The sequence below is a fragment of the Clostridium grantii DSM 8605 genome, assembly GCF_900129965.1.
GTDB classification, from domain to species: Bacteria; Bacillota; Clostridia; order Clostridiales; family Clostridiaceae; genus Clostridium_AF; species Clostridium_AF grantii.
The window spans coordinates 1-21228 of record NZ_FQXM01000027.1; the positions used below are offsets into that span (position 1 = coordinate 1).

At 29.2% G+C, this 21228-nt stretch carries 18 protein-coding genes; 17 read left to right on the plus strand and 1 reads right to left on the minus strand.

Annotation, left to right across the window (positions count from 1 at the left end; translation table 11 throughout):
* The 14 genes from BUB83_RS17295 to BUB83_RS17360 form a co-directional block, all read left to right on the plus strand.
* Positions 1-870 (plus strand): beta-barrel domain-containing protein (locus BUB83_RS17295; RefSeq protein WP_159434112.1); only part of this gene is annotated, 870 nt, incomplete at its 5' end.
* A gap of 238 nt (positions 871-1108) precedes the next feature.
* Positions 1109-2557, plus strand: coding sequence for an aminotransferase class I/II-fold pyridoxal phosphate-dependent enzyme (locus tag BUB83_RS17300; protein ID WP_073340091.1), 1449 nt, complete (start codon positions 1109-1111; stop codon positions 2555-2557).
* A 78-nt stretch (positions 2558-2635) separates the two neighbouring features.
* Positions 2636-3484, plus strand: a complete 849-nt coding sequence (speE, locus tag BUB83_RS17305; protein WP_073340094.1) for a polyamine aminopropyltransferase — start codon at positions 2636-2638, stop codon at positions 3482-3484.
* Positions 3485-3941: 457 nt separating this feature from the next.
* Positions 3942-5378 (plus strand): PTS sugar transporter subunit IIC, encoded by a 1437-nt coding sequence (locus tag BUB83_RS17310; RefSeq protein WP_073340095.1) that lies wholly within the window; start codon positions 3942-3944, stop codon positions 5376-5378.
* A 213-nt stretch (positions 5379-5591) separates the two neighbouring features.
* Positions 5592-6032 carry a PTS sugar transporter subunit IIA gene (locus BUB83_RS17315; protein WP_073340098.1) on the plus strand — a complete coding sequence of 147 codons (441 nt, stop codon included), beginning with the start codon at positions 5592-5594 and terminating at the stop codon, positions 6030-6032.
* 67 nt (positions 6033-6099) lie between these two features.
* Positions 6100-7164, plus strand: a complete 1065-nt coding sequence (gene ulaG, locus BUB83_RS17320) for an L-ascorbate 6-phosphate lactonase (protein ID WP_073340101.1) — start codon at positions 6100-6102, stop codon at positions 7162-7164.
* Positions 7165-7261: 97 nt separating this feature from the next.
* Entirely contained in the window at positions 7262-7543 is a 282-nt protein-coding gene (locus tag BUB83_RS17325; RefSeq protein WP_073340103.1) for a PTS sugar transporter subunit IIB, read from the plus strand.
* A gap of 136 nt (positions 7544-7679) precedes the next feature.
* On the plus strand, positions 7680-8531 hold the full coding sequence (locus BUB83_RS17330) for an L-ribulose-5-phosphate 3-epimerase (RefSeq protein WP_073340106.1): 852 nt from the start codon (positions 7680-7682) through the stop codon (positions 8529-8531).
* Between the two features lie 5 nt (positions 8532-8536).
* Positions 8537-9235, plus strand: coding sequence for an L-ribulose-5-phosphate 4-epimerase (gene araD, locus BUB83_RS17335; protein ID WP_073340108.1), 699 nt, complete (start codon positions 8537-8539; stop codon positions 9233-9235).
* Between the two features lie 164 nt (positions 9236-9399).
* A complete protein-coding gene (locus tag BUB83_RS17340; protein WP_143160584.1) occupies positions 9400-11346 on the plus strand; it encodes a PrkA family serine protein kinase in 1947 nt (648 codons plus the stop codon).
* A 4-nt stretch (positions 11347-11350) separates the two neighbouring features.
* On the plus strand, positions 11351-12520 hold the full coding sequence (yhbH, locus tag BUB83_RS17345; protein ID WP_073340112.1) for a sporulation protein YhbH: 1170 nt from the start codon (positions 11351-11353) through the stop codon (positions 12518-12520).
* A gap of 69 nt (positions 12521-12589) precedes the next feature.
* A complete protein-coding gene (locus BUB83_RS17350) occupies positions 12590-13957 on the plus strand; it encodes a SpoVR family protein (protein ID WP_073340195.1) in 1368 nt (455 codons plus the stop codon).
* A gap of 117 nt (positions 13958-14074) precedes the next feature.
* The gene (locus BUB83_RS17355; protein ID WP_073340114.1) at positions 14075-15139 is read left to right on the plus strand and encodes a mannose-1-phosphate guanylyltransferase; all 1065 of its coding nucleotides are present in this window, start codon (positions 14075-14077) and stop codon (positions 15137-15139) included.
* A gap of 142 nt (positions 15140-15281) precedes the next feature.
* On the plus strand, positions 15282-15791 hold the full coding sequence (locus BUB83_RS17360) for a ferritin (RefSeq protein WP_073340117.1): 510 nt from the start codon (positions 15282-15284) through the stop codon (positions 15789-15791).
* A gap of 47 nt (positions 15792-15838) precedes the next feature.
* Here the strand turns inward: BUB83_RS17360 and BUB83_RS17365 are convergent, their stop codons facing one another.
* Positions 15839-17137: a PAS domain-containing sensor histidine kinase gene (locus BUB83_RS17365; protein WP_073340119.1), complete on the minus strand. Its 1299-nt coding sequence runs from the start codon at positions 17135-17137 to the stop codon at positions 15839-15841.
* 175 nt (positions 17138-17312) lie between these two features.
* On the opposite strand from BUB83_RS17365, the gene BUB83_RS17370 reads away from it, so the two are divergent.
* The 3 genes from BUB83_RS17370 (at position 17313) to BUB83_RS17375 (ending at position 21126) form a co-directional block, all read left to right on the plus strand.
* Positions 17313-18695 (plus strand): radical SAM/SPASM domain-containing protein, encoded by a 1383-nt coding sequence (locus tag BUB83_RS17370; protein ID WP_073340122.1) that lies wholly within the window; start codon positions 17313-17315, stop codon positions 18693-18695.
* A 322-nt stretch (positions 18696-19017) separates the two neighbouring features.
* Complete coding sequence (locus BUB83_RS22795) at positions 19018-19146, plus strand: hypothetical protein (protein WP_278336945.1); 129 nt, start codon at positions 19018-19020, stop codon at positions 19144-19146.
* A 48-nt stretch (positions 19147-19194) separates the two neighbouring features.
* A complete protein-coding gene (locus tag BUB83_RS17375) occupies positions 19195-21126 on the plus strand; it encodes a sigma-54 interaction domain-containing protein (protein ID WP_073340124.1) in 1932 nt (643 codons plus the stop codon).
* The last annotated feature ends 102 nt before the right edge of the window (positions 21127-21228 follow it).

A 21228-nucleotide genomic window follows, 5' to 3' on the forward strand; every position in this document is an offset into this window, starting at 1 on the left:
ATAGTACAAGCACAAGATAATTATGATACTCTGAAAAAAGCTTACGATGAATACCAAAATTCATTAAAGGTAGAAGCAGAAGAAAATGCTGAAACTTCAGCTACCACCACTAGTACAAGTGCCACAGCTGAAGCTCCAACTGAGAAACAGTTAGAAACAGCCTTAAAAGCTATAGATTCAGCAAAAGTAGATTTAGCTAATTATAAAAATGGCTTTATTTTAAGCATAAAAACCTCTTTAGCTGAAAGTAAAACTGCTTTAAATTCTGTAAATAATAATATAAATACATTAGATAATACAAATTCATTATCTGAGGATAAAACAAAGATTGCTTATGTGGTTCAAATAAATGATCAAATAAATAGCTGTGAAGATAGTTTGAAACAATTAAGGGACAATTTAGATAGTGCAAATCAAAAAATAGAAAGTTGTACTATAAAAGCAGAATGTACTGGAACTATAAATACTTTATCAGAAGTAAACAAAGGAGATATATTGCAAGCAGCAACACAGGTAGCAACAATTCTACCTAATGAATCAAACCATAAAGTTATGTTATATATTACAAATAAAGATATTGCTAATATAAAATTAAATCAAGAAATAAAATATAATTTTTTAGCTTTACCTTATAAAGAATACGGGTATGTAACAGGAAAGATTGTAAAAATCAGTGCTGATGCCACTATGGATAACGAATCAGGAAATAGCTACTATATAGCAGAAGGTTTAGTGGATAAAAATATTCTAGAAAACCATAAAAATGAAAAGTCTGAATTGAAAACTGGAATGTTATGTAATGCTGAGGTGATAACTAGAGATGAAAAACTATTGTATTATTTGCTTGAAAAGATAAATTTAAAAGACTAATAAGTATTGAGAATGCAGATAGATTTTAGAAATTGAAATTTATCTGTATTTTTATGTAAAAGTACTATTTATGAGTATTTTTTAAGGCTAAAGAAAATAATAAAAAAGAGAAAAAAATTGATACAAACTATTGATTTTTAAAAGTAATATTTGTATAATTATTTAGTCAAAAGTTTAGTAGTCGTAAACTTTGAGTTTAGTGTTACCTTATTTTAAATGTTCTTGGAGGTATAGTATAATGAATCAAAACAGTACACCGCTTTTTACAGCGCTTAAGAATTATAATAAATTAAAAGTTTTACCTTTTGATGTTCCAGGACATAAAAGAGGTAAAGGAATTCCAGAATTCAGTGAATTTTTAGGAAAAAAAGTTTTAGAAGTAGATGTTAATTCTATGAAAGAACTTGATAATATAGGTAATCCAATAGGAGTTATAAAGGAAGCAGAGCAATTGTTAGCAGAAGCTTATTCAGCTGACCATGGTTTCTTTTTAGTGAATGGGACTACTAGTGGAGTACAGTGTATGATAATGAGTGTTTGCCACCCTGGAGATAAAATCATAATGCCAAGAAATGCTCATAAATCTGCAACAAATGGACTTATATTAAGTGGAGCTCTACCCGTTTATATTCAACCAGAAACAAGCAAAAAATTAGGAATAGCAATGGGGATTACATTAGAAAGTGTTAAAAAAGCTGTAGAGTTAAATCACGATGTAAAAGCAATCTTTATAATAAATCCAACTTATTATGGTGCTGTATCTGAATTAAAAGCAATAATAGATTTTGCACATGAAAGAGAAATAAGAGTTTTAGTTGACGAAGCTCATGGAGCTCACTTTAATTTTCATCCTGAATTTCCAAGTGAAGCTATGACTTTAGGAGCTGATATGGCAGCGGTTAGTTTACATAAAACAGGTGGAAGCTTGACTCAAAGTTCAGCTTTGTTGTTAAATGAAGGTTTAGTGGATAGACATAAAGTTAAGACAATTTTAAATTTAACTCAATCCACAAGTGCTTCTTATCTTTTAATGTCTAGTTTAGATGTGGCAAGAAAGAATTTGGCTATAAATGGAGAAGAAATCTTTTCAGAGTTATTAATACACTTAAGAGAAGCAAGAGAAGAAATAAATAAAACTAAAGGTTTGTATGCTTTTGGAAAAGAATTAATTGGAACACCAGGAGTTTATGATTTTGATGAAACAAAACTAGGCATTAATGTTGCAGGAATAGGTCTAACAGGTTTTGAAGTATATGATATACTTAGAGAAGAGTATGAAATTCAAGTAGAACTTGCTGATGTATATAATATTATGGCTATAGTTAGTATTGGAGATAGTAAATATTCAATAAACACTTTAGTAGAAGCTTTAAAAGATATTAGTAAAAAATACGATAAAGGGAATCCTTTAGAGTATGGTGGTCATAGTTTGAAAAATCCGGATATTGTAGTTTCACCTAGGAATGCTTTTTATGCTAGAAAGAAAAGTGTTTTATTAGAGGAAGCTGATGGACAAATCAGTGGCGAATCTATAATGGCATATCCACCAGGAATTCCAATAGTAACGCCAGGTGAAAGAATTACAAGAGATATGATTGACTATATAAATTTCTTGAAAGATCAACATAGTATGTTGACAGATATAGAGGATTCAAAGGCTAATTATATAAAAGTATTAGGAATTTAAATGACTAATTAGTTCACAGTAGTTTTTAAAAGCATAGAAAATTAAAAATATACAATAAAATATTAGGAGGGTAACAAAATGGAATTTTGGTATACAGAAGAACAAACAGAAAATGTAAGATTATCAATGAAGATAAAGGAACAATTGTATTCTAGAAAAAGTCCTTTTCAGCAAATAGACGTATTTCAAACTGAAGAGTTTGGTAAATTGCTTACTATTGATGGATTAGTTATGGTAACAGAAAAAGATGAATTTGTTTATCATGATATGATAACTCACGTAGCTATGGCTACAAATCCAGAAATAAAAAGAGTGTTAGTTATTGGTGGCGGAGATGGTGGTACTGTAAGAGAGCTAACAAGATATAGTACTATAGAAAAAATAGATATGGTAGAAATTGATGAAGTTGTTGTAATAGCTTGCAGAGAACACCTTCAACAAACAGCATGCAAACTTGATGATCCAAGAGTAAGTTTATACTTTGAAGATGGACTTAAGTTTGTAGAAAACAAAAAGGATGTTTATGATTTAATACTTGTAGATTCAACTGATCCTATTGGACCAGGGGAAGGCTTATTCACTAATGAGTTCTACACAAATTGTTTCAATTGTTTATCTGAAAATGGAATACTTATCAATCAAAATGAGAGTCCATTCTATGAGCATAATGCAAGAGAAATGAAAAGAGCAAATACTAAAATCAAAAATATATTCCCAATATGCAGACCATATCAATATTGCATACCAACATATCCATCAGGTTTCTGGTTATTTGGATTTGCTTCAAAGAAATTAGATCCTATTAAAGACTTAGATGCAGACAGATGGAATAGCTTAGGATTAAAGACTAAATACTACAATACAGATTTACACGTGGGAGCGTTTGCTCTTCCTAGCTATGTTAAGGAAATGTTAGATAGCGAGTAATATAAATGAATAAAGAGTAATAATTTTGGGGATGCTTTTTTTAGAAGGCATCCTTATTGTTGTAGGGCATAATTGAGAAAAATTGCGAACTAACTCGTAGGGGGCGGTTTCCATGCCGCCCCGATATACCTATAAATTACATATATAATATTGATAAAAAATACAAAATACAGAAAGTAGTATAATATTTTCATTACGATTTTACTGTAATTGTAATTTTATTGGGAAACAGCAGGCGGGCATGGAAACCCGCCCCTACAAATAATCACTTCGCCTTCTAACTCTATTCTACATTAAAATGGGAAAATGAGCACAAAACAGTTTGCGCACAAATGTGCAAAAAAATCAAATGGCATAGACAAATGTTATACACGATGATATAATTTACTCATCTAGTGGGAAACGTTTACCCTAGAAAACGTAATCATAAAAAATTATATAAAATGGGGGTTGTCAAATGTTAGTTACTTTATTCCAAGAATTTGTAAGCAAATTTTTAGGTCAACCAGCACTTTTGCTTGGTACAGTAGCATTTATCGGTTATTTGCTATTAGGCAGGAAGCCTTATGAAGCAGCAGCAGGATTTATTAAAACTTTTGTAGGTTTTAAAATTTTACAAGTAGGTACTGGTGGATTGGTTAGTACATTTAAACCAATAATTACTTCGTTGAGTACTAAATTTGGTATTGAAGCATTTGTTATTGATCCATATTTTGGTCAAACATCTGCAACAGAAGTGTTGAACTCAGTAGACTCTCTTCAATATGTAGGATATGTAATGTTAATAGCTTTTGCTTGGAATATTTTCTTAGTTGCTTTTAGAAAAATTTCTAAGATCAGAACATTATTTATTACAGGTCACATTATGTATCAACAATCAGCAGTATTATTATGGGCTTTATATTGGGTATTAGAAGGTACAGGACAACCTGTTACAATGTTTACAGTTATAGTAACTGGATTCTTAATGGGAACTTACTGGTCTGTAATGTCTAACTTAATTATCGAAGCAACTCAAGAAGTAACAGATGGAGCAGGATTTACAGTTGGTCATCAACAAATGTTTGGTGCTTGGGTAGCTTATAAATTAGCAGGAAAAATAGGTAATAAAGATGAATCAGTTGATAATATTAATTTCCCGGGTTGGTTATCAATATTCAATGATAACATAGTTGCTAATGTTATATTAATGACAGCGTTTGTAGGAACTATAATGATTATCCTTGGAAAAGGAGCTTTCATAGCAAGTGAAGCAGTTCCAGGTGGATATAACCCAAATAACTATTGGTTTGGAACATATATATTTGAAACATGTGCAATGTTTGCAGTTTATATCACAGTTCTTTTAACAGGCGTTAGAATGTTCGTAGCTGAATTATCAGAATCTTTCCAAGGTATATCTGATAAATTACTTCAAGGTTCAGTTCCAGCAGTTGACTGTGCAGTAACATTTGGTTTCTCGCCAAACTCTCCAACTTTCGGATTTATATTTGGATTCTTTGGTCAATTATTAGCTATATTCGTACTTATAGCTATGAAATCTCCAGTATTAATAATTGCAGGATTTATATGCTTGTTCTTTGATAATGGTACATTAGCTGTATTTGCTAACAAAAATGGTGGTCGTAGAGCTGCAGCAATTATCCCATTCTTAGCTGGTTTAATTCAAGTTTTCGGATCAGCATTAGTATTAACAGTATTAAAAGGAGACCCAAATGTTATCGGTTGGATGGGAATGTTTGACTGGGCAACATTATTTATGGGAACTACTTTATTAACTAAAGCATTAGGTATCATTGTACCAATCGCTTTAATACCATTATTAATGATAATCCCTCAATTACAATACAAACGTCATAAGGAAACTTATTTCACAACAATGAGAGATAAATAATATAAATTTACAAATCCCAATTTTAAATTGGGATTTGTTTTATACACAAACATTAAGTAAGTTAATATTTGAAATGCTTTTTGTATAATTTATTAAAAATAATATTTTTCATAAAACAAGACAAATGTGCAAAATCAGTAATGCATATTGACATATGTTCACTATTGAGATATTCTAAGTATATAAAAGGGTAATATTGAGGAGGATAATTAAATGTTAGATGGATTTAAATTAACAAGCGATTTTATACAGATGGTAGATGAAGTTAGTAACTGGGAAGAAGCAATAATTAAATCAGCAAAGCCATTACTAAAAGAAGGATTTATTGAGCAATCTTATGTAGATGCTATGATAGACTCTGTTAAAGAATTTGGTCCATATATTGTTATAGCACCTAATATTGCAATGCCACACGCTAGACCAGAAAAGGGAGCGAATAAAGCTGGTTTTAGTTTAATGAAATTAGAGAAACCTGTTTATTTTTCAGAACAAGAAGAACATAAAGCACAATTATTAATTACATTAGCTTGTGCAGATTCAAATACGCATATTGAAATGATAGAATTTATTGTTACAGTTTTATCTGATGAAGAAAAATATAATGCAGTTCTAGAAGCGAAAACAATTGATGAAATTTTAAATATATTTGTGTAATAGATTATTCAAATTTAAACTAAAAATTAAAACTAAAAACTAAAAACAAATTTAGGAGGTAATAAGAATGAGTACTATTAGTGAAATCACAAGAGAAAAATGGATTTTAAATACATTCCCAGAATGGGGAACTTGGCTAAATGAAGAAATAGAAGAAGAAGTTGTTAAACCAGGAACATTTGCTATGTGGTGGTTAGGCTGTACAGGAGTTTGGATTAAATCTGAAGGAAATGCTAATATCTTAATTGACCTTTGGGTTAAAACAGGTAAGAAATCTGCTAAAAATAAAATGATGACAGATCAACACCAACATCAACGTATGATAGGATGTTTAAAATTACAACCAAACTTGAGAAACGTTCCTTGTGTTATAGATCCATTTGCTATAAAAGAATTAGATGCAGTTTTATCTACTCATGATCATGGTGATCATATTGATGAAAACGTAGCGGCAGCAGTATTACAAAATTGTGCGGACGCAGTTCCTTTTATAGGACCACAAGCTTGTGTTGATCTTTGGATCAAATGGGGAGTTCCTGCTGAAAGATGTATAGTAGTTAAACCAGGAGATACTGTAAAAATTAAAGATACTGAAATTGTAGCTCTTGATTCTTTTGATAGAACTGAATTAGTAACTGCTCCAAAAGGTGTTATATTAAAAGATAAAATGCCTCAAGATATGGATAAATTAGCTGTTAACTACTTAATTAAAACACCAGGTGGTAACATATATCACAGTGGAGATTCACATTACTCAAACTATTTTGCTAAACATGGTAATGATCATAAAATAGATGTTGCATTAGGTTCTTATGGCGAGAATCCAAGAGGAATGACTGACAAAATTACTTCAGTTGATATTTTAAGAATGGCAGAATGTTTAAATACAGAAGTTATTATTCCTTTCCATCATGATATATGGACAAATTTCCAAGCAGACCCAATGGAAATCATGATGTTATGGAACATGAAAAAGAATAGATTACAATATAAATTCAAACCATATATATGGGAAGTGGGATCAAAATTCATTTATCCACAAGATAAAGATAGATTAGAATACCATCACCCAAGAGGATTTGAGGACGCTTTTGCTATTGAGCCAGACCTTCCTTTCAAATCAATGTTATAATAGAAGAAATAATCCACAAACTAGATAGGAATAAAAAGTAATTCATTTAATTCCTAAGGATTATTAAAATCCAAAACAAAATATGGGAGGTATTATTATGTTAAAAGTATTAGCAGCATGTGGAAATGGAATGGGATCAAGTCTTATTATAAAAATGAGAATTGAAAAAGTACTTAAAGAATTAAATATAGAAGCAAAGGTTCATCATGCTTCAGTTGGTCAAGGAAAAAGTGAAGTAAATAACTTTGATTTAGTTATTGTTTCTCAACAACTAGTTAAAGAATTTAAACCAACTGGAGATACAAAAGTAGTAGGTTTAGTAAATTTATTATCAGAAGCAGAAATAAAACAAAAAGTATCTGAAGCGTTAGGCTTATAATAAAAAAACGGTTATTATTACTTAATTGTAAAAAATAACCGTTTCTTACTATGAAATATGACTTTGTATAGAAAGTTTTAGATTTTGATGCTTTAAAGGTTTAACTATATTTTAAAAGGTATTGGAGATAAATAATATGGTAAATTTAAAAAATAATCCTATCGGAATTTATGAAAAGGCTATGCCAAATAATTTTAGCTGGAAGGAAAAAATTGAAGCAGCTAAAAAAGCAGGATTTAATTTTATTGAAATGTCAGTAGATGAGAGTGATGAAAGATTAGCTCGATTGAATTGGTCTAAAGAAGAAAGAAATGAATTAAGAGATATATTGCAGAAAAATGATTTTTACATAAATTCTATGTGCTTAAGTGGACATAGAAAATATCCTTTTGGAAGTAAAAATGTAGAAACAAGGGAAAAGGCTTATGAATTAATGAATAAAGCTATAGACCTTGCTTTGGATTTAGGAATAAAGAATATTCAATTAGCTGGTTATGATGTTTATTATGAAGATGCAGATGAAGAAACAAAAAAAATGTTTATTGAAGGTTTACAATATTCAGCTAAAAAAGCAGCAAGTGCAAGTGTGATGTTATCAATAGAAATAATGGATACAGAGTTTATTGGAACTATAACAAGATGCTTAGAGTATATAGATTTAGTAAAATCACCTTGGTTAAAGATTTATCCAGACTTAGGAAACTTAACACAATGGTGTGAAGAACCTTCAATAGAATTAGAAAAAGGATTTGAACATATAGTTGCAGTTCATTTAAAAGATACTAAACCAGGAATATTTAAGTGTGTTCCTTTTGGAGAAGGTACTGTAGACTTTCCAAAATTATTAACAAAATTAACTGATTTGAATTATACAGGCCCTTTTTTAGTTGAAATGTGGGCAGATAATTCAAAAGATGAAACTATTGAGGAAACTGTTAAGAATATAAAAAGTGCAAAAACATGGTTGCAAAAAAGGATGGGTGAATAAATAGTATGTTAGAGAATTTGAAAAAACAAGTATTTGAAGCCAATTTAGAATTAGTAAAACAAGGATTAGTAATATACACTTGGGGAAATGTAAGTGGCATTGATAGAGAAAAAGGGTATGTAGTAATTAAGCCTAGTGGAGTTAGTTATGATGAAATGAAAGCAGAGGATATGGTGGTAGTAGATTTAGAGGGGAATATAGTTGAAGGTAGTATGAATCCATCTTCTGATACGCCAACTCATTTAGCTTTATACAAAGAATTTTCAGATATTGGCGGGGTAGTACATACTCATTCTGAATGGGCTACATCTTGGGCTCAGGCTGGAAGAGAAATACCTTGTTATGGAACTACTCATGCAGATTATTTTTATGGAAGTGTTCCTTGCACAAGAAAATTAACTGATGAAGAGATAAAAGGTCAGTACGAATTAGAAACTGGAAATGTGATTATAGAAACTATGAAGGCAAAGCAATATAAACCTTTAGAAATGCCAGCAATAATAATATTTAATCATGGACCATTCTCTTGGGGAAAAACTCCAAAAGAAGCTGTTCATAATGCAAAAGTCCTAGAAGAAGTTTCTAAGATGGCGCATAGAACAGAAGCTATAAATAAAGATATTGTGTCTATAGATAAAATATTGTTGGATAAGCATTATTTAAGAAAGCATGGCGCAAATGCTTACTATGGTCAAAAAAAATAATAATAAAAGAAAAGCTAGTAGATATAATAAATCTACTAGCTTTTCTTTTATTAAAAAGTATTGTTAAAATGTATGAATTTCGTTGAAAAAATAAATAACTAGAATAAGTTTAAACACTAAGCACATATATATTTAAAAAGAAACACTTTTTTATCATTTTATAAATGGTATGGAGGAGGTATATCGTGGATTTTAGAAGTATTATTGAGAGAGATAGAGAAAATAATAAAAAAAACTATTTTGAGGGTACTTTTCTCAATTATTTAGAAAAAGTAAAAGAGAACCCTAAGGCAACTGAATTAGCACATGAAAGAATGTATCATATAATAACAAAAGACGGGTTTAGAGTATTGAAACCAGAAGATAACCCTAGAATAAGAAAAATATATGGAAATGAAATTATTAAAAGCTATAGTTTTTTTAAAGATGAATTTTTTGGCATTGATAAAGTAATTATGAAACTAGTGAACTATTTTCATTCAGCTGGAATGAAAGGTGAAGAAGCTAGACAAGTTTTATATTTAGTAGGACCAGTAGGAGCAGGTAAATCTTCCTTAGTTGAAAAATTGAAAAAGTCATTGGAAACTAGTGAGCCTATATATTCATTAAAAGGTTGCCCTATGAGAGAAGAACCTCTTCATTTGGTTCCAAAGCATTTAAGAGCAGAATTTGAAGAGTATTTAGGTGTTAAAATTGAAGGTGATTTATGTCCAGTATGTAGACATAGATTAAAAACAGAATTTAACGGAGAATATGAAAGTTTTCCTATTATAACTTCAGATTTTTCAATTAGGTCAAGAAAAGGTATAGGCGTAGTACCACCGGTAGATCCTAATAACCAAGACACAAGCGTACTTACAGGTAGTGTAGATATCTCTAAAATGGATTTATATGCAGAAGATGATCCTAGGATTCTTTCTTTAAATGGAGCATTTAATGTAGGAAATAGAGGAGTTATCGAATTTATAGAAGTATTTAAGAATGATGTGGAATACTTGCATACTATAATAACTGCTACTCAGGAAAAATCTATACCTTCACCTGGTAAAAATTCTATGATTTATTTTGATGGAGTAATTGTTGCACATTCAAATGAAGCAGAATGGAATAAGTTTAAATCAGATCATACAAATGAAGCAATTCTTGATAGGATAGTTAAGATAGAGGTTCCTTATTGTTTAGAATTGAGCGAGGAAATGAAAATATATAAGAAAATATTAAATAGAAGTAATTTCAAAGCTCATATGGCACCTCATACAATAGAAATTGCATCAATGTTTGCGATACTTTCTAGATTATTGCCATCTACAAAAGTAGATCCTTTAACTAAATTGAAAATTTATAATGGGGAAGAAATTGTTGAAAAAGGTACAACTAAAAAAATGAATATTATGGAATTGAAAGAGGAAGTTTCTTCATTGAGAGAAGGAATGTCTGGCATATCCACAAGATTTATTATTAAGGCTATTGATGACGCTCTTTCAGTATCAGAATATGATTGTATTAATCCTTTAAGTGTAATGGAAACTCTTATAAAATCTGTAAAAGAAGTTGATATTCAAGAGGATACTAAAAAGCAATATTTAGCATTTATTCAGGATACAATTAGAAAAGAATATAATAAAATTCTTGAGAAGGAAATTACAAAAGCCTTTATTCAAAGCTTTAGAGAACAAGCTGAAAGTTTGTTTGACAATTACTTGGATAATGCTGAAGCTTTTGTGAATAAATCTAAGTTAAAAGACAGAGCTACTGGTGAAGAACTTGAACCAGATCTTAAGTTTATGAGATCCATTGAAGAACAAATTGGAGTGCCAGAAAATTCAGCTAAGGGATTTAGAACAGATGTAACTTCATATATGTTTTATTTAATAAGAAATGGAGCTAAATTAGATTATACTGCTTATGAACCATTAAAAGAAGCTATAGAAGGTAAATTAACTTCATCAGTAAAAGAACTATCAAGAATTGTAACTAAATCAAGAGTTAGAGATAAAGAACAATCTAAAAAATATAGCATTATGGTGGAGGAAATGAAAGCTAATGGATATTGTGACCATTGCTGTGACGTAATTTTGAAATATGCAGCTAATAATCTATGGAAGGATTGATTCTATGGCAATATTTAGAGAGTTTAATCCAATAGATCATGATAGAGCGGTAGAAGACAGAAGGCGTCATAAAGAATTGGTAAAAGACACAATAAAAAAAAATCTAGCGGATATTTTGTCAGAGGAAAGTATTATTGGAGAAAGTAAAAATAGAAAAATAAAAATTCCTATAAAAGGACTTAAAGAATATCAGTTTATATATGGCAAAAATAGTTCAGGTGTAGGTAGTGGAGATGGAGAACAAAAAAGAGGAGATAAGGTAGGGTCAGATAAAGAAGGCAAAGAAGGTCAAGGAGATTCAGGTGCTGGCAATGGTGAAGGTGACGATATTTATGAAACAGAAGTTACTATTGAAGATATTATGAACTATTTGTTTGAAGATTTAGAGTTGCCTAATATGAATAAAAAGAAATTTTCGGAAATAGAAACAAATAATTCTCATAAAAAAGCGGGATATCAAATGAAAGGTATCCCTCCGAGATTAGCAAAGAAAAGAACTATGATGGAAAAAATCAAAAGAAAACAGGGATATATAAGGGCGCTTAAAGAACAGGAAATAGATGAACAGGTTGACAGATTTCCTTTTAAAGAAGAAGATTTAAGATATCATAGGATAAAGAAAACAACTAAAAAAGAATGTAATGCTTTAATAGCTTGCATAATGGATGTATCAGGCTCTATGACACAGAATAAAAAATATTTAGCTAGGTCTTTTTTCTTTCTACTACACCAATTTGTAAAAATCAAGTATATGAACGTTGAAGTTATATTTATTTCTCATACCACAACTGGTAAGGAAGTTAACGAACATGACTTTTTTTACAAAGCAGAGTCAGGAGGAACCTATATTTCTAGCGGGTACTATAAAACATTAGAAGTAATTCAAGAACGATATGATCCTAATGTGTGGAATATATATGCTTTTCATGTAAGTGATGGAGATAACTGGGCGGATGATAATGAAAGAGCGGTTGTAGCAGCTAATAGTTTATGTGATATTTCAAATTTATTTGGTTACGTTGAAATAGGAAAACAAAGTTATTATAATACCATAAAAGATAAATTGACCAAAGAAGTAAATCGAAAAAATTTCACTACAGCAGCAATAGAATACAAAGAAGAATTATGGCCAACACTGAAAAAAATATTAGAAAAAGATGTTTTTAGTGAATAAGGAGAACTGGTTGATTGAACCCAATTGAAATTTTGAATGAAAATATCACAAAGAAAGTGGGGTGATTTTTTGAGCTATACTGTAGATGAACTATTAGGGTGGAATGAAAAAATTGAGAAAATTGCTAATGCTATAGGGTTAAATTATTATCCTCAAGAGTTTGAGATAATAAGCTATACTGATATGCTGGCTTATGAAGTTTATGTAGGAATGCCATCGAAATATCCTCATTGGAGTTATGGAAAAGCTTATGAAAGATTAAAAACTCTTTATAAATATAATTTAACAGGACTACCTTATGAAATGGTCATAAACTCTGACCCTTGTTTAGCTTATTTGATGAAGGATAATACATTACTACTTCAAATTTTAACAATGGCCCATGTTTATGGGCATAATGATTTTTTTAAGAATAATAGAATGTTTACCAAAGGTACAAGTGCAGAATATTCTTTAGAAATGTTTAAAAACAATACTAGAAGTATAAGAAATTATATTAATGACCCTAGTATAGGTTATGGAGAAGTTGAAAAAATGCTAGATGCAGCACATGCTATTAAATTTCAAACTTGGAAAGTGGTGGGGGAAAAAAGGATTAGCCATGAGGAAATAATTCAATCTAGAATTGATGCTTATAAAAAAAATAGAGATGAATATGATATTTTAAAGCCTCATGAAGAACCAGAGCCTCCAAAGATAGATAAAGTACCTATAGAGCCAGAGGATGATTTGATTTATTTTATATGTAAGTATGGAGAACTACAACATTGGCAGAACAATACTCTAGAAATTGTTAGAAAGGAAACTCAGTATTTTATTCCTCAAATAGAAACTAAGATTATGAATGAAGGTTGGGCAAGTTATTGGCACTATAATATATTAAAAGAATTGAAGCTACCTCAAAATTTGAATTTTGAGTTTCTTAAAAGGCACAATGATGTTATAGCGCCTGCTATGGGAAGATTAAATCCCTATTATTTGGGATTTAGAATGTTTGAATATTTGGAAAAAACATATGGTAGAGAAAAAATATTTGAAGTTAGGCTTTTAGAGAGGGACTCTTCATTTATTAGAAGATACCTAACTAAAGAATTATGTGAAGATTTAAATTTATTCCAATACGGAAAGCATGGAAGAGATTATTTAGTTGATGAAGTGCCGGATGATATGGGATGGAAAGAGATAAGAAATACTTTAAGTAATTCCTGTGGAATGGGAGGAATACCTCATATTAGAGTATTGGATATGTCAAATCATGATAAAACACTAACTTTAGAACATGTATATGACGGAAGGGAATTAGATACGTCATATGCAGAAAGTACTTTAAAATATATTGTGGATTTGTGGAAACATAAAGTTATATTAAAAACAAAAAGATTAAATAAAGAAGTTAATATAATATGTGATAAGAATAAAGAGATTATAATTAGATAGAAAAAAGGCTGTCTCAAAATAAAAAACTGAGACAGCCTTTTTCTTTTTTATTATACAAGCACTTTATACAAATTATAGTCATAGGATAATATATAATAATAATTTGGAGGAATTAAAGTGGTATACGTTTTAATTTTAGCTGGGGGAAGAGGAACTAGGCTATATCCATTGTCTAGGGAAAAAAAACCAAAGCAGTTTTTAAACGTAATAGATGATAATTCATTTTTAAGGAAAACTGTTGATAGAGTTAAATCAATAGTTCCTATGGATAACATTTACATTGTTACAAATGAGATTTATAAAGAAAATATTTTGAGTGAAATAAGTGAACTTAGAGAAGAAAATATATTTATTGAACCTGCTAATAAAGAGACCGCTACCTGCATAGGATTATCTGCTGTGAAATTATTGAAAAAAGATAAGGATGCTACAATGCTAGTACTTCCATCTGACCATTATATAAAAAATGAAAAATTATTTGGAGATACAATATTAGAAGCCATAGAAGTTGCTCAAAGAAAAAGAGGGTTAGTTACTTTAGGTATTGAGCCAACTAGACCTGAAACAGGCTATGGATATATTAAAATGGGTGAATGTATTATAGCTAAAATGCCTACTTTTAAAGTTGATAGATTTACTGAAAAACCTAACATAGAAGTGGCAAAAGATTTTTTGATAACAGATTCTTATTTGTGGAATAGTGGTATGTTTGTGTGGAGAGCTGATGTATTTTTAAGAGAAATGGAAAAATATTTACCTAAAACCTATAGAAACTTGATGGAAATTTATAAAGTTATTGATACTGATGAGGAAGAAAAAGTTTTAAAACAACAATATGAATTGATAGATGGAATTTCCGTGGATTTTGGAATACTTCAAAAAACTAGAAAAGCTTATGTTATAAAGTGTAGCTTTGACTGGGATGATATTGGTAGTTTTTTAGCTTTAGGTAGATTTTTGAATAATTATAGAGGAAATAATGTTAAAGGAAATGCATTTTTAGAACAAAGCGATAATTGTTATGTTTTTGGGGATAAAAAATTAATAATCGGCTTTGGGATAAATGATCTTATTATTATAGATACGGAAGATGTTGTTTTAGTAATGAAAAAAGAAAAAGATCAAGAAATAAAACATCTAGTAAATAGATTAAAAGAAGAAAGGATGGAAGAATATTTATAGGGACAACCATTATTAGTTAAAAATTATACTTTGTAAAATCTTTACTTTGATTATTGTTTAATATATAATAAGTTAATAGTTAAACTTAAATTCTATAATATAGCTTAGATGGATATTAAAACAATAACAGGAGGATGATACAATGATTAGTGAAAAATTATTTAATGAATTAAATAAGCAAATAACTTATGAATTATTTTCAGCTCATTTTTATTTAGCTATGGCAGCTTATGCAGCATCAGAAGATTTGCCGGGATTTGAAAATTTCTTTAAGGTTCAAGCTGAGGAAGAAAAATTTCATGCTATGAGATTTTTTGATTATATAAATGAAATGGGCGGTAGAGTAAAATTAGAAGCACTAGATACTCCAGAAAATGATTTTGAATCACTAAGAGATGTTTTTGAAAAAGGGTTAGATCATGAAAAATTTGTTACAAGTAGAATTTACTTATTAACAGATATTGCTACTGAAGAAAGAGAACATGCAACTATCAGCTTTTTAAAATGGTTTATAGATGAGCAAGTTGAAGAAGAAGCAAATTTCTCATTAATATTAAGCAAATTAAAGAGAGTAAAAGAAGATAGTAATGGAATATATATGATAGATGCTGAGTTAGCACAAAGGGTGTTTACTCCACCAGTAATTAAATAGAACAAAAAAAGTGGTAGATATACTCTACCACTTTTTTTGTTCCATTATTAATAAATATCAGAAAATTCTATATGAATAGTTTCTATTTTTGAATTTGAAGCATTTTGCTCAGTTTTTTCTTCACAAATATTTTCTGTTGCTTTAATGCTATCTTGAGGAAAAGTTATAAAAAAGTTGCACCCATAACCTTCTTTACTTTCTAAGCTTACTGAACCTCCATGAAGATGTATTAGGGATTCTACTAGGGATAATCCAATTCCAGAGCCCTGAGTATTTCTATATAATGATTCATCAACTTGAATAAATCTTTTGAAAATAGTGTTTTGTAATTCTTTGGATATACCGATCCCAGTATCTTTAATAGAAATAGTAAGATCATCGTTAGAATCCATAATTGTTACAAAAATACTTCCATTTGCATCAGTGAATTTAACTGCATTGGATAATAAATTAAGCATTACTCTTTCTATTTTGTCTGGATCACAAGAAATGGTTTTTTCTTCAATATTGGTATCAAAAACTAGATTTAAGTTTTTCTGTTCCACATAATCTACAACAGATAAAGTGATATCTTCAATTAATTTAACAATATCACAATTGATTTTATGTAAAGAAAGATAACCAGAATCAATTTTGCTGGTATCTATTATATTATTCACAAGTCGGATTAATCTATAAGAATTCTGTTTTATCATTTTAGAGTATTTTAAAATATTTTGATTAATATTTTTATCTTGCGCTAAGAGTAAATCCTGCATTTGTACTGCAGAAAGAATAACATTTAAGGGAGTCTTAAACTCGTGAGATATGTTTGTGAAAAATTCAGTTTTTAAATTGTCATAATGAAGTTTTTCTTCTAGTAATTTATATTTTTGAATTGAATTTTTTCTTTCACTTAAATCTCTTACCACTGTAATAATACTGTTATGACAAAGGTTTAATACATTGGAAGTTACTTCAACATCTATGAGTGTTTTATCTAAAGCTATAATTTTTCTTTGAATAGGAGGTGCGGACTTTTTTTGCGAGTACATTGTTGCTATTCTTTCATCAGTCAAACTGTGGTAGTCGGGAGTTAAAAAGTCTTTAATATTTTTACCAAGTATTTGTTTAAAAGAAGTTGCTTTAAGTAAGCTTAAACCACAGCTATTCATAAAAGTAATAACACCATATTTATGAATAAACACGGAATCAGGTAGTAGGTCTAAAAGTTTTTTATTCTTTTCTTCGGTTTCTCTTAAAGATAGTTCATATTTTTTTCTTAATACTCGCTCGTAGTTAAGAGGAGAAGGTTTTTTATCAGAGCCTTTTTTACTATTTGATTGGGATAAATTTCTATAAGACATTATATTCTACCACCTAAAATAAATATAGTTAATGCAGGTTAAAATTAAATCAAATATATACTTATACATTATAGCATTATTATCCAATAAAGTACAATAATAACTTATTAAATGTTGAATCATATTTTTCTTTTTATATTCATATCTATAAATGAATACAAAAGGAGGAAGGAATATGGGAGTTAAAAGTAATATTGAAAAAAGCATTAAACAAACATTTCTAAAGAAAGCTGTGGATATTATTCATAAAAAACCAGAGGAAAATGTGGATAAATTATTTGAATTAATTAAAAAGGTTACTAAAGACAAAACACAATTGGATAATATAGATACAGCATATAATTACTATAAAACAGATGAAGCTACAAATAAATTAGTTCAGAATATATTGAAAAATACTGATAAAAAGTGTTTAGAAAAATTTTTTATAAATTTTTTAACTAATGCAAATTGGTTTGGGGCTATTGAGCGTGCTAAATATTTAGAAAATGAGGATACAAAAATTCCTTTTACTATATTGCTAAGTCCTACTATGGAATGTAATTTGAGATGCAATGGATGTTATGCAGAGAATATGCTTAATCATTCTAAAATTAATATTGAAGAAGTTGATAGAATAGTAAAAGAAGCTAGAGAACTAGGCATATACTATATAATTATTTTGGGTGGAGAACCATTTTTTTATAAAGAGTTATTAGGTATTTATGAAAAATATAATGATGTAATGTTTTCGCCATTTACAAATGGAACTTTAATAGATGAAATAACAGCTGATAGATTACAAAAGTGTGGAAATGTATTTCCTATGTTATCTGTGGAAGGCAGCGAAAAAGATACTGATGAGCGAAGAGGAAAAGGTGTTTATAAAAAAGTTATGAGAGCAATGGATATATTGAATGAGAAGGGGATTTTATTTGGGGTTTCTACTGCGGTTACTAGTACAAATATTAATTCTGTTTTATCGGATGAGTTTGTTGAAAAACTTATTAACAAAGGGTCTAAAATGAATTGGTATTTCCTTTTTATGCCTGTAGGCGGGGAAACTTCAGATTTTAGTATGATGTTAACAGCAGAGCAAAGAGCTTATTTGGGAAAAAGAACCAAAGAAATCAGGGAAACTAAACCTTATTTCACAATTGATTTCTTTAATGATGCCCCTTATGTAGGGGGATGTATTGCAGGAAAGTATTATTGTCATATAAATGTAAATGAAGATGTAGAACCTTGTGTTTTTGCACATTTTTCTAATAAAAATATTAAAGGAGTTCCTTTAATAGAAGCATTTAGAGATCCTTTCTTTAAAGAAATTAGGCATAGACAACCATATGATAAAAATATGTTAAGACCCTGTATGATGATTGATAATCCACAGGTAGTTAAAGAAATTTGTGAAAAAGTGGGAGCAAAGCCTACAAATAAAGGCGGAGTTAAGATGCTTAAGGATAAAGATTTTAATAAAAAATTAGATAATATAGCTAATGAGTGGAAACCTTATGCAGATAGAGAATGGAAAAAAGTATTTAATGAAAAAGGAAATGATAAATTGTCTAAAGGGTAAGAGAATCCACATAGCCTTTTTTGAGAGTAAATATAATAATGTAGAATATCCACCGTTTTAATGGTACCGGCTTATGCCGGTACTTTTTAGTTTTTGCAAGGATTACTTTTAAATAGTAGAATTAATTTTACAATGTTCGGTTATATATAGATGTGAAAATATTTACTGTGAGATTTTGTGATTTAATTAACTTAGAAGTATTGTTATATAATAGTAGGCTAATGTCAACAGGCGATAGTATTAAATATGCAAAGTGAAATGCTGAAAATTATAATGGTATAGGGTATAATAAAACAAAGTGACTAAGTGGAGACATGCTAAATTGCAAAATTTATTTGAAATTGATTTTGAAGAGATAATTAATTATTCTAGGGCAAAAGATATGGGAGAATGCTTTGAGACAGAAACATTTTTGAGTCTATATGTATCAGGTGTGAGAATAGGAAATTAATTTAAAAAGGTTGATTAAATAAAATGGTAGGTGAGGATTAAGATTATTATGAGTGAGAATACATTCTTTAAAACATATGATATTAGTAATGTTGAAGTAAAAGAATCCCATATTAGATCGAAAAGATATGGAGTAAATAAAAAAAGCAATAACATTTCAACAATAATCAGTGAGAAAAAATTAGAAAGAATTTTAGAAAGTAATAAAGAACTATTAAAAATATGTAAACCCTTTATAGAAGATCTATATAATTATGTAAAAGGTACTGGATTTTTTATAGAACTCTTTGATAAAAATGGAATTATTTTAAGTATTATTGGAGATCAAGATATAATAGATAAATCTACTGAAATGAATATGATTATAGGAACGGATATGAGTGAAAAAAAAGTAGGCACCAATGCCATATCTTTGGCATTAGAAATAGATAAACCAGTACAATTACTTGGAACTGCACATTATTTAGAAATATTTCATCAATTTACTTGTTCTTGCGGAGTTATTCATAATGAGAAAGATGAAATTATTGCTTGTATCAATCTTACAGGTTGGTCTTACAGAGTGCATAAACATACTCTTGCATTAGTAGTGGCAGCTGTAAGATCAATAGAAAATGATATAAAAGTTAATAAACAGCAAAAAGAAATAATAGAAGCTTATAAATATACAAATACTATTATTAACTCCTTGGATATGGGTGTCATAACAGTTGATTTCAATGGGGGTATTAAGCATATAAATTATGAAGCCTGTAAAATGATAGAAATATATATAGAAGATGCAATAGGAAGGGATATTTTTCAGTTATTTGAGCAGGGAGATATATTAAAAGATTCTTTATTTAAACAAAAGACCATTTCTGATACAGAAATATGTACAAACTCAAAAGGGAAGATTAAAAAATTTCTAGCAACTACCTATCAGATATATGATGATGAAAATAATATTTCAGGTAATGTAATTCTATTAAAGGATATAAAGAAAGTTCTTAAATTTGTAAAGCAGTATGTGGGCATGGATGCTAAATATAATTTTAATATGATAATTGGTAATAGTACTCAAATGATTAAGGTAAAGGAATATGCTAAAAAGGTGTCTAGTAGTCCATCTACTATCTTGATTCAAGGGGAAAGTGGTACAGGAAAAGAGTTATTAGCACAAGCTATTCATAATGAAAGCAATAGAAAACATAGAAGCTTTGTTGCTCTGAACTGTGGTGCAATTCCAAATAGTTTAATTGAAAGTGAACTTTTTGGATTTGTTGAGGGAGCATTTACTGGAGCACAAAAAGGTGGATATTCAGGAAAATTAGCTTTAGCTGATAAAGGAACCTTATTTTTAGATGAAATTGGAGAAATGCCAATCCATATGCAAGTTCATCTATTAAGATTTCTGCAGGAAGGTAAAATAACTAGAATTGGAGATAAAAAAAATATAGACTTGGATGTAAAAATAATTGCTGCTACAAACAAAAATCTAAAAGAGGAAGTTGAAAAAGGAAGATTTAGAGAGGATTTATATTATAGATTAAATGTTATACCTATTTACATTGCTCCATTAAGAGAAAGAAACGGTGATATAGAGTTATTAATAGAGTATTTTCTGAAATCTAAAGCAATAAAATTAGGGAAAGATATGCCAGAACTAAGTAACGAAATGTATTCAAAGCTTATTTCTTATACGTGGCCTGGTAATATAAGAGAGTTAGAAAATTGTATAGAAAACATAGTTAATTTTGATGGACAAATGTCATTTGACCTTGAATTAAATAATAATAGAGAAAATATTAAAAAGATTAATAATCAGACAGGTGATTTTCAGTTTGATAAAAATATGACACTGGGTGAATGGGAAGAGAAAGCTATAATAAATACTTTAATTAATTGCCATTATAACTATACAAAAGCTGCTAAAATTTTAGGAATAACTAGAGCAACTTTATATTCTAAGGTAAAAAAATATAATATAAATATAGTTTAATTATTATACAGTGTTTAAAAATTAAACACTGTATAATAATTAACTGTTTAAAAATTAAACAGTTGGATTTTTTTTGTTAGATATTTACCTGGTAAAACAGCC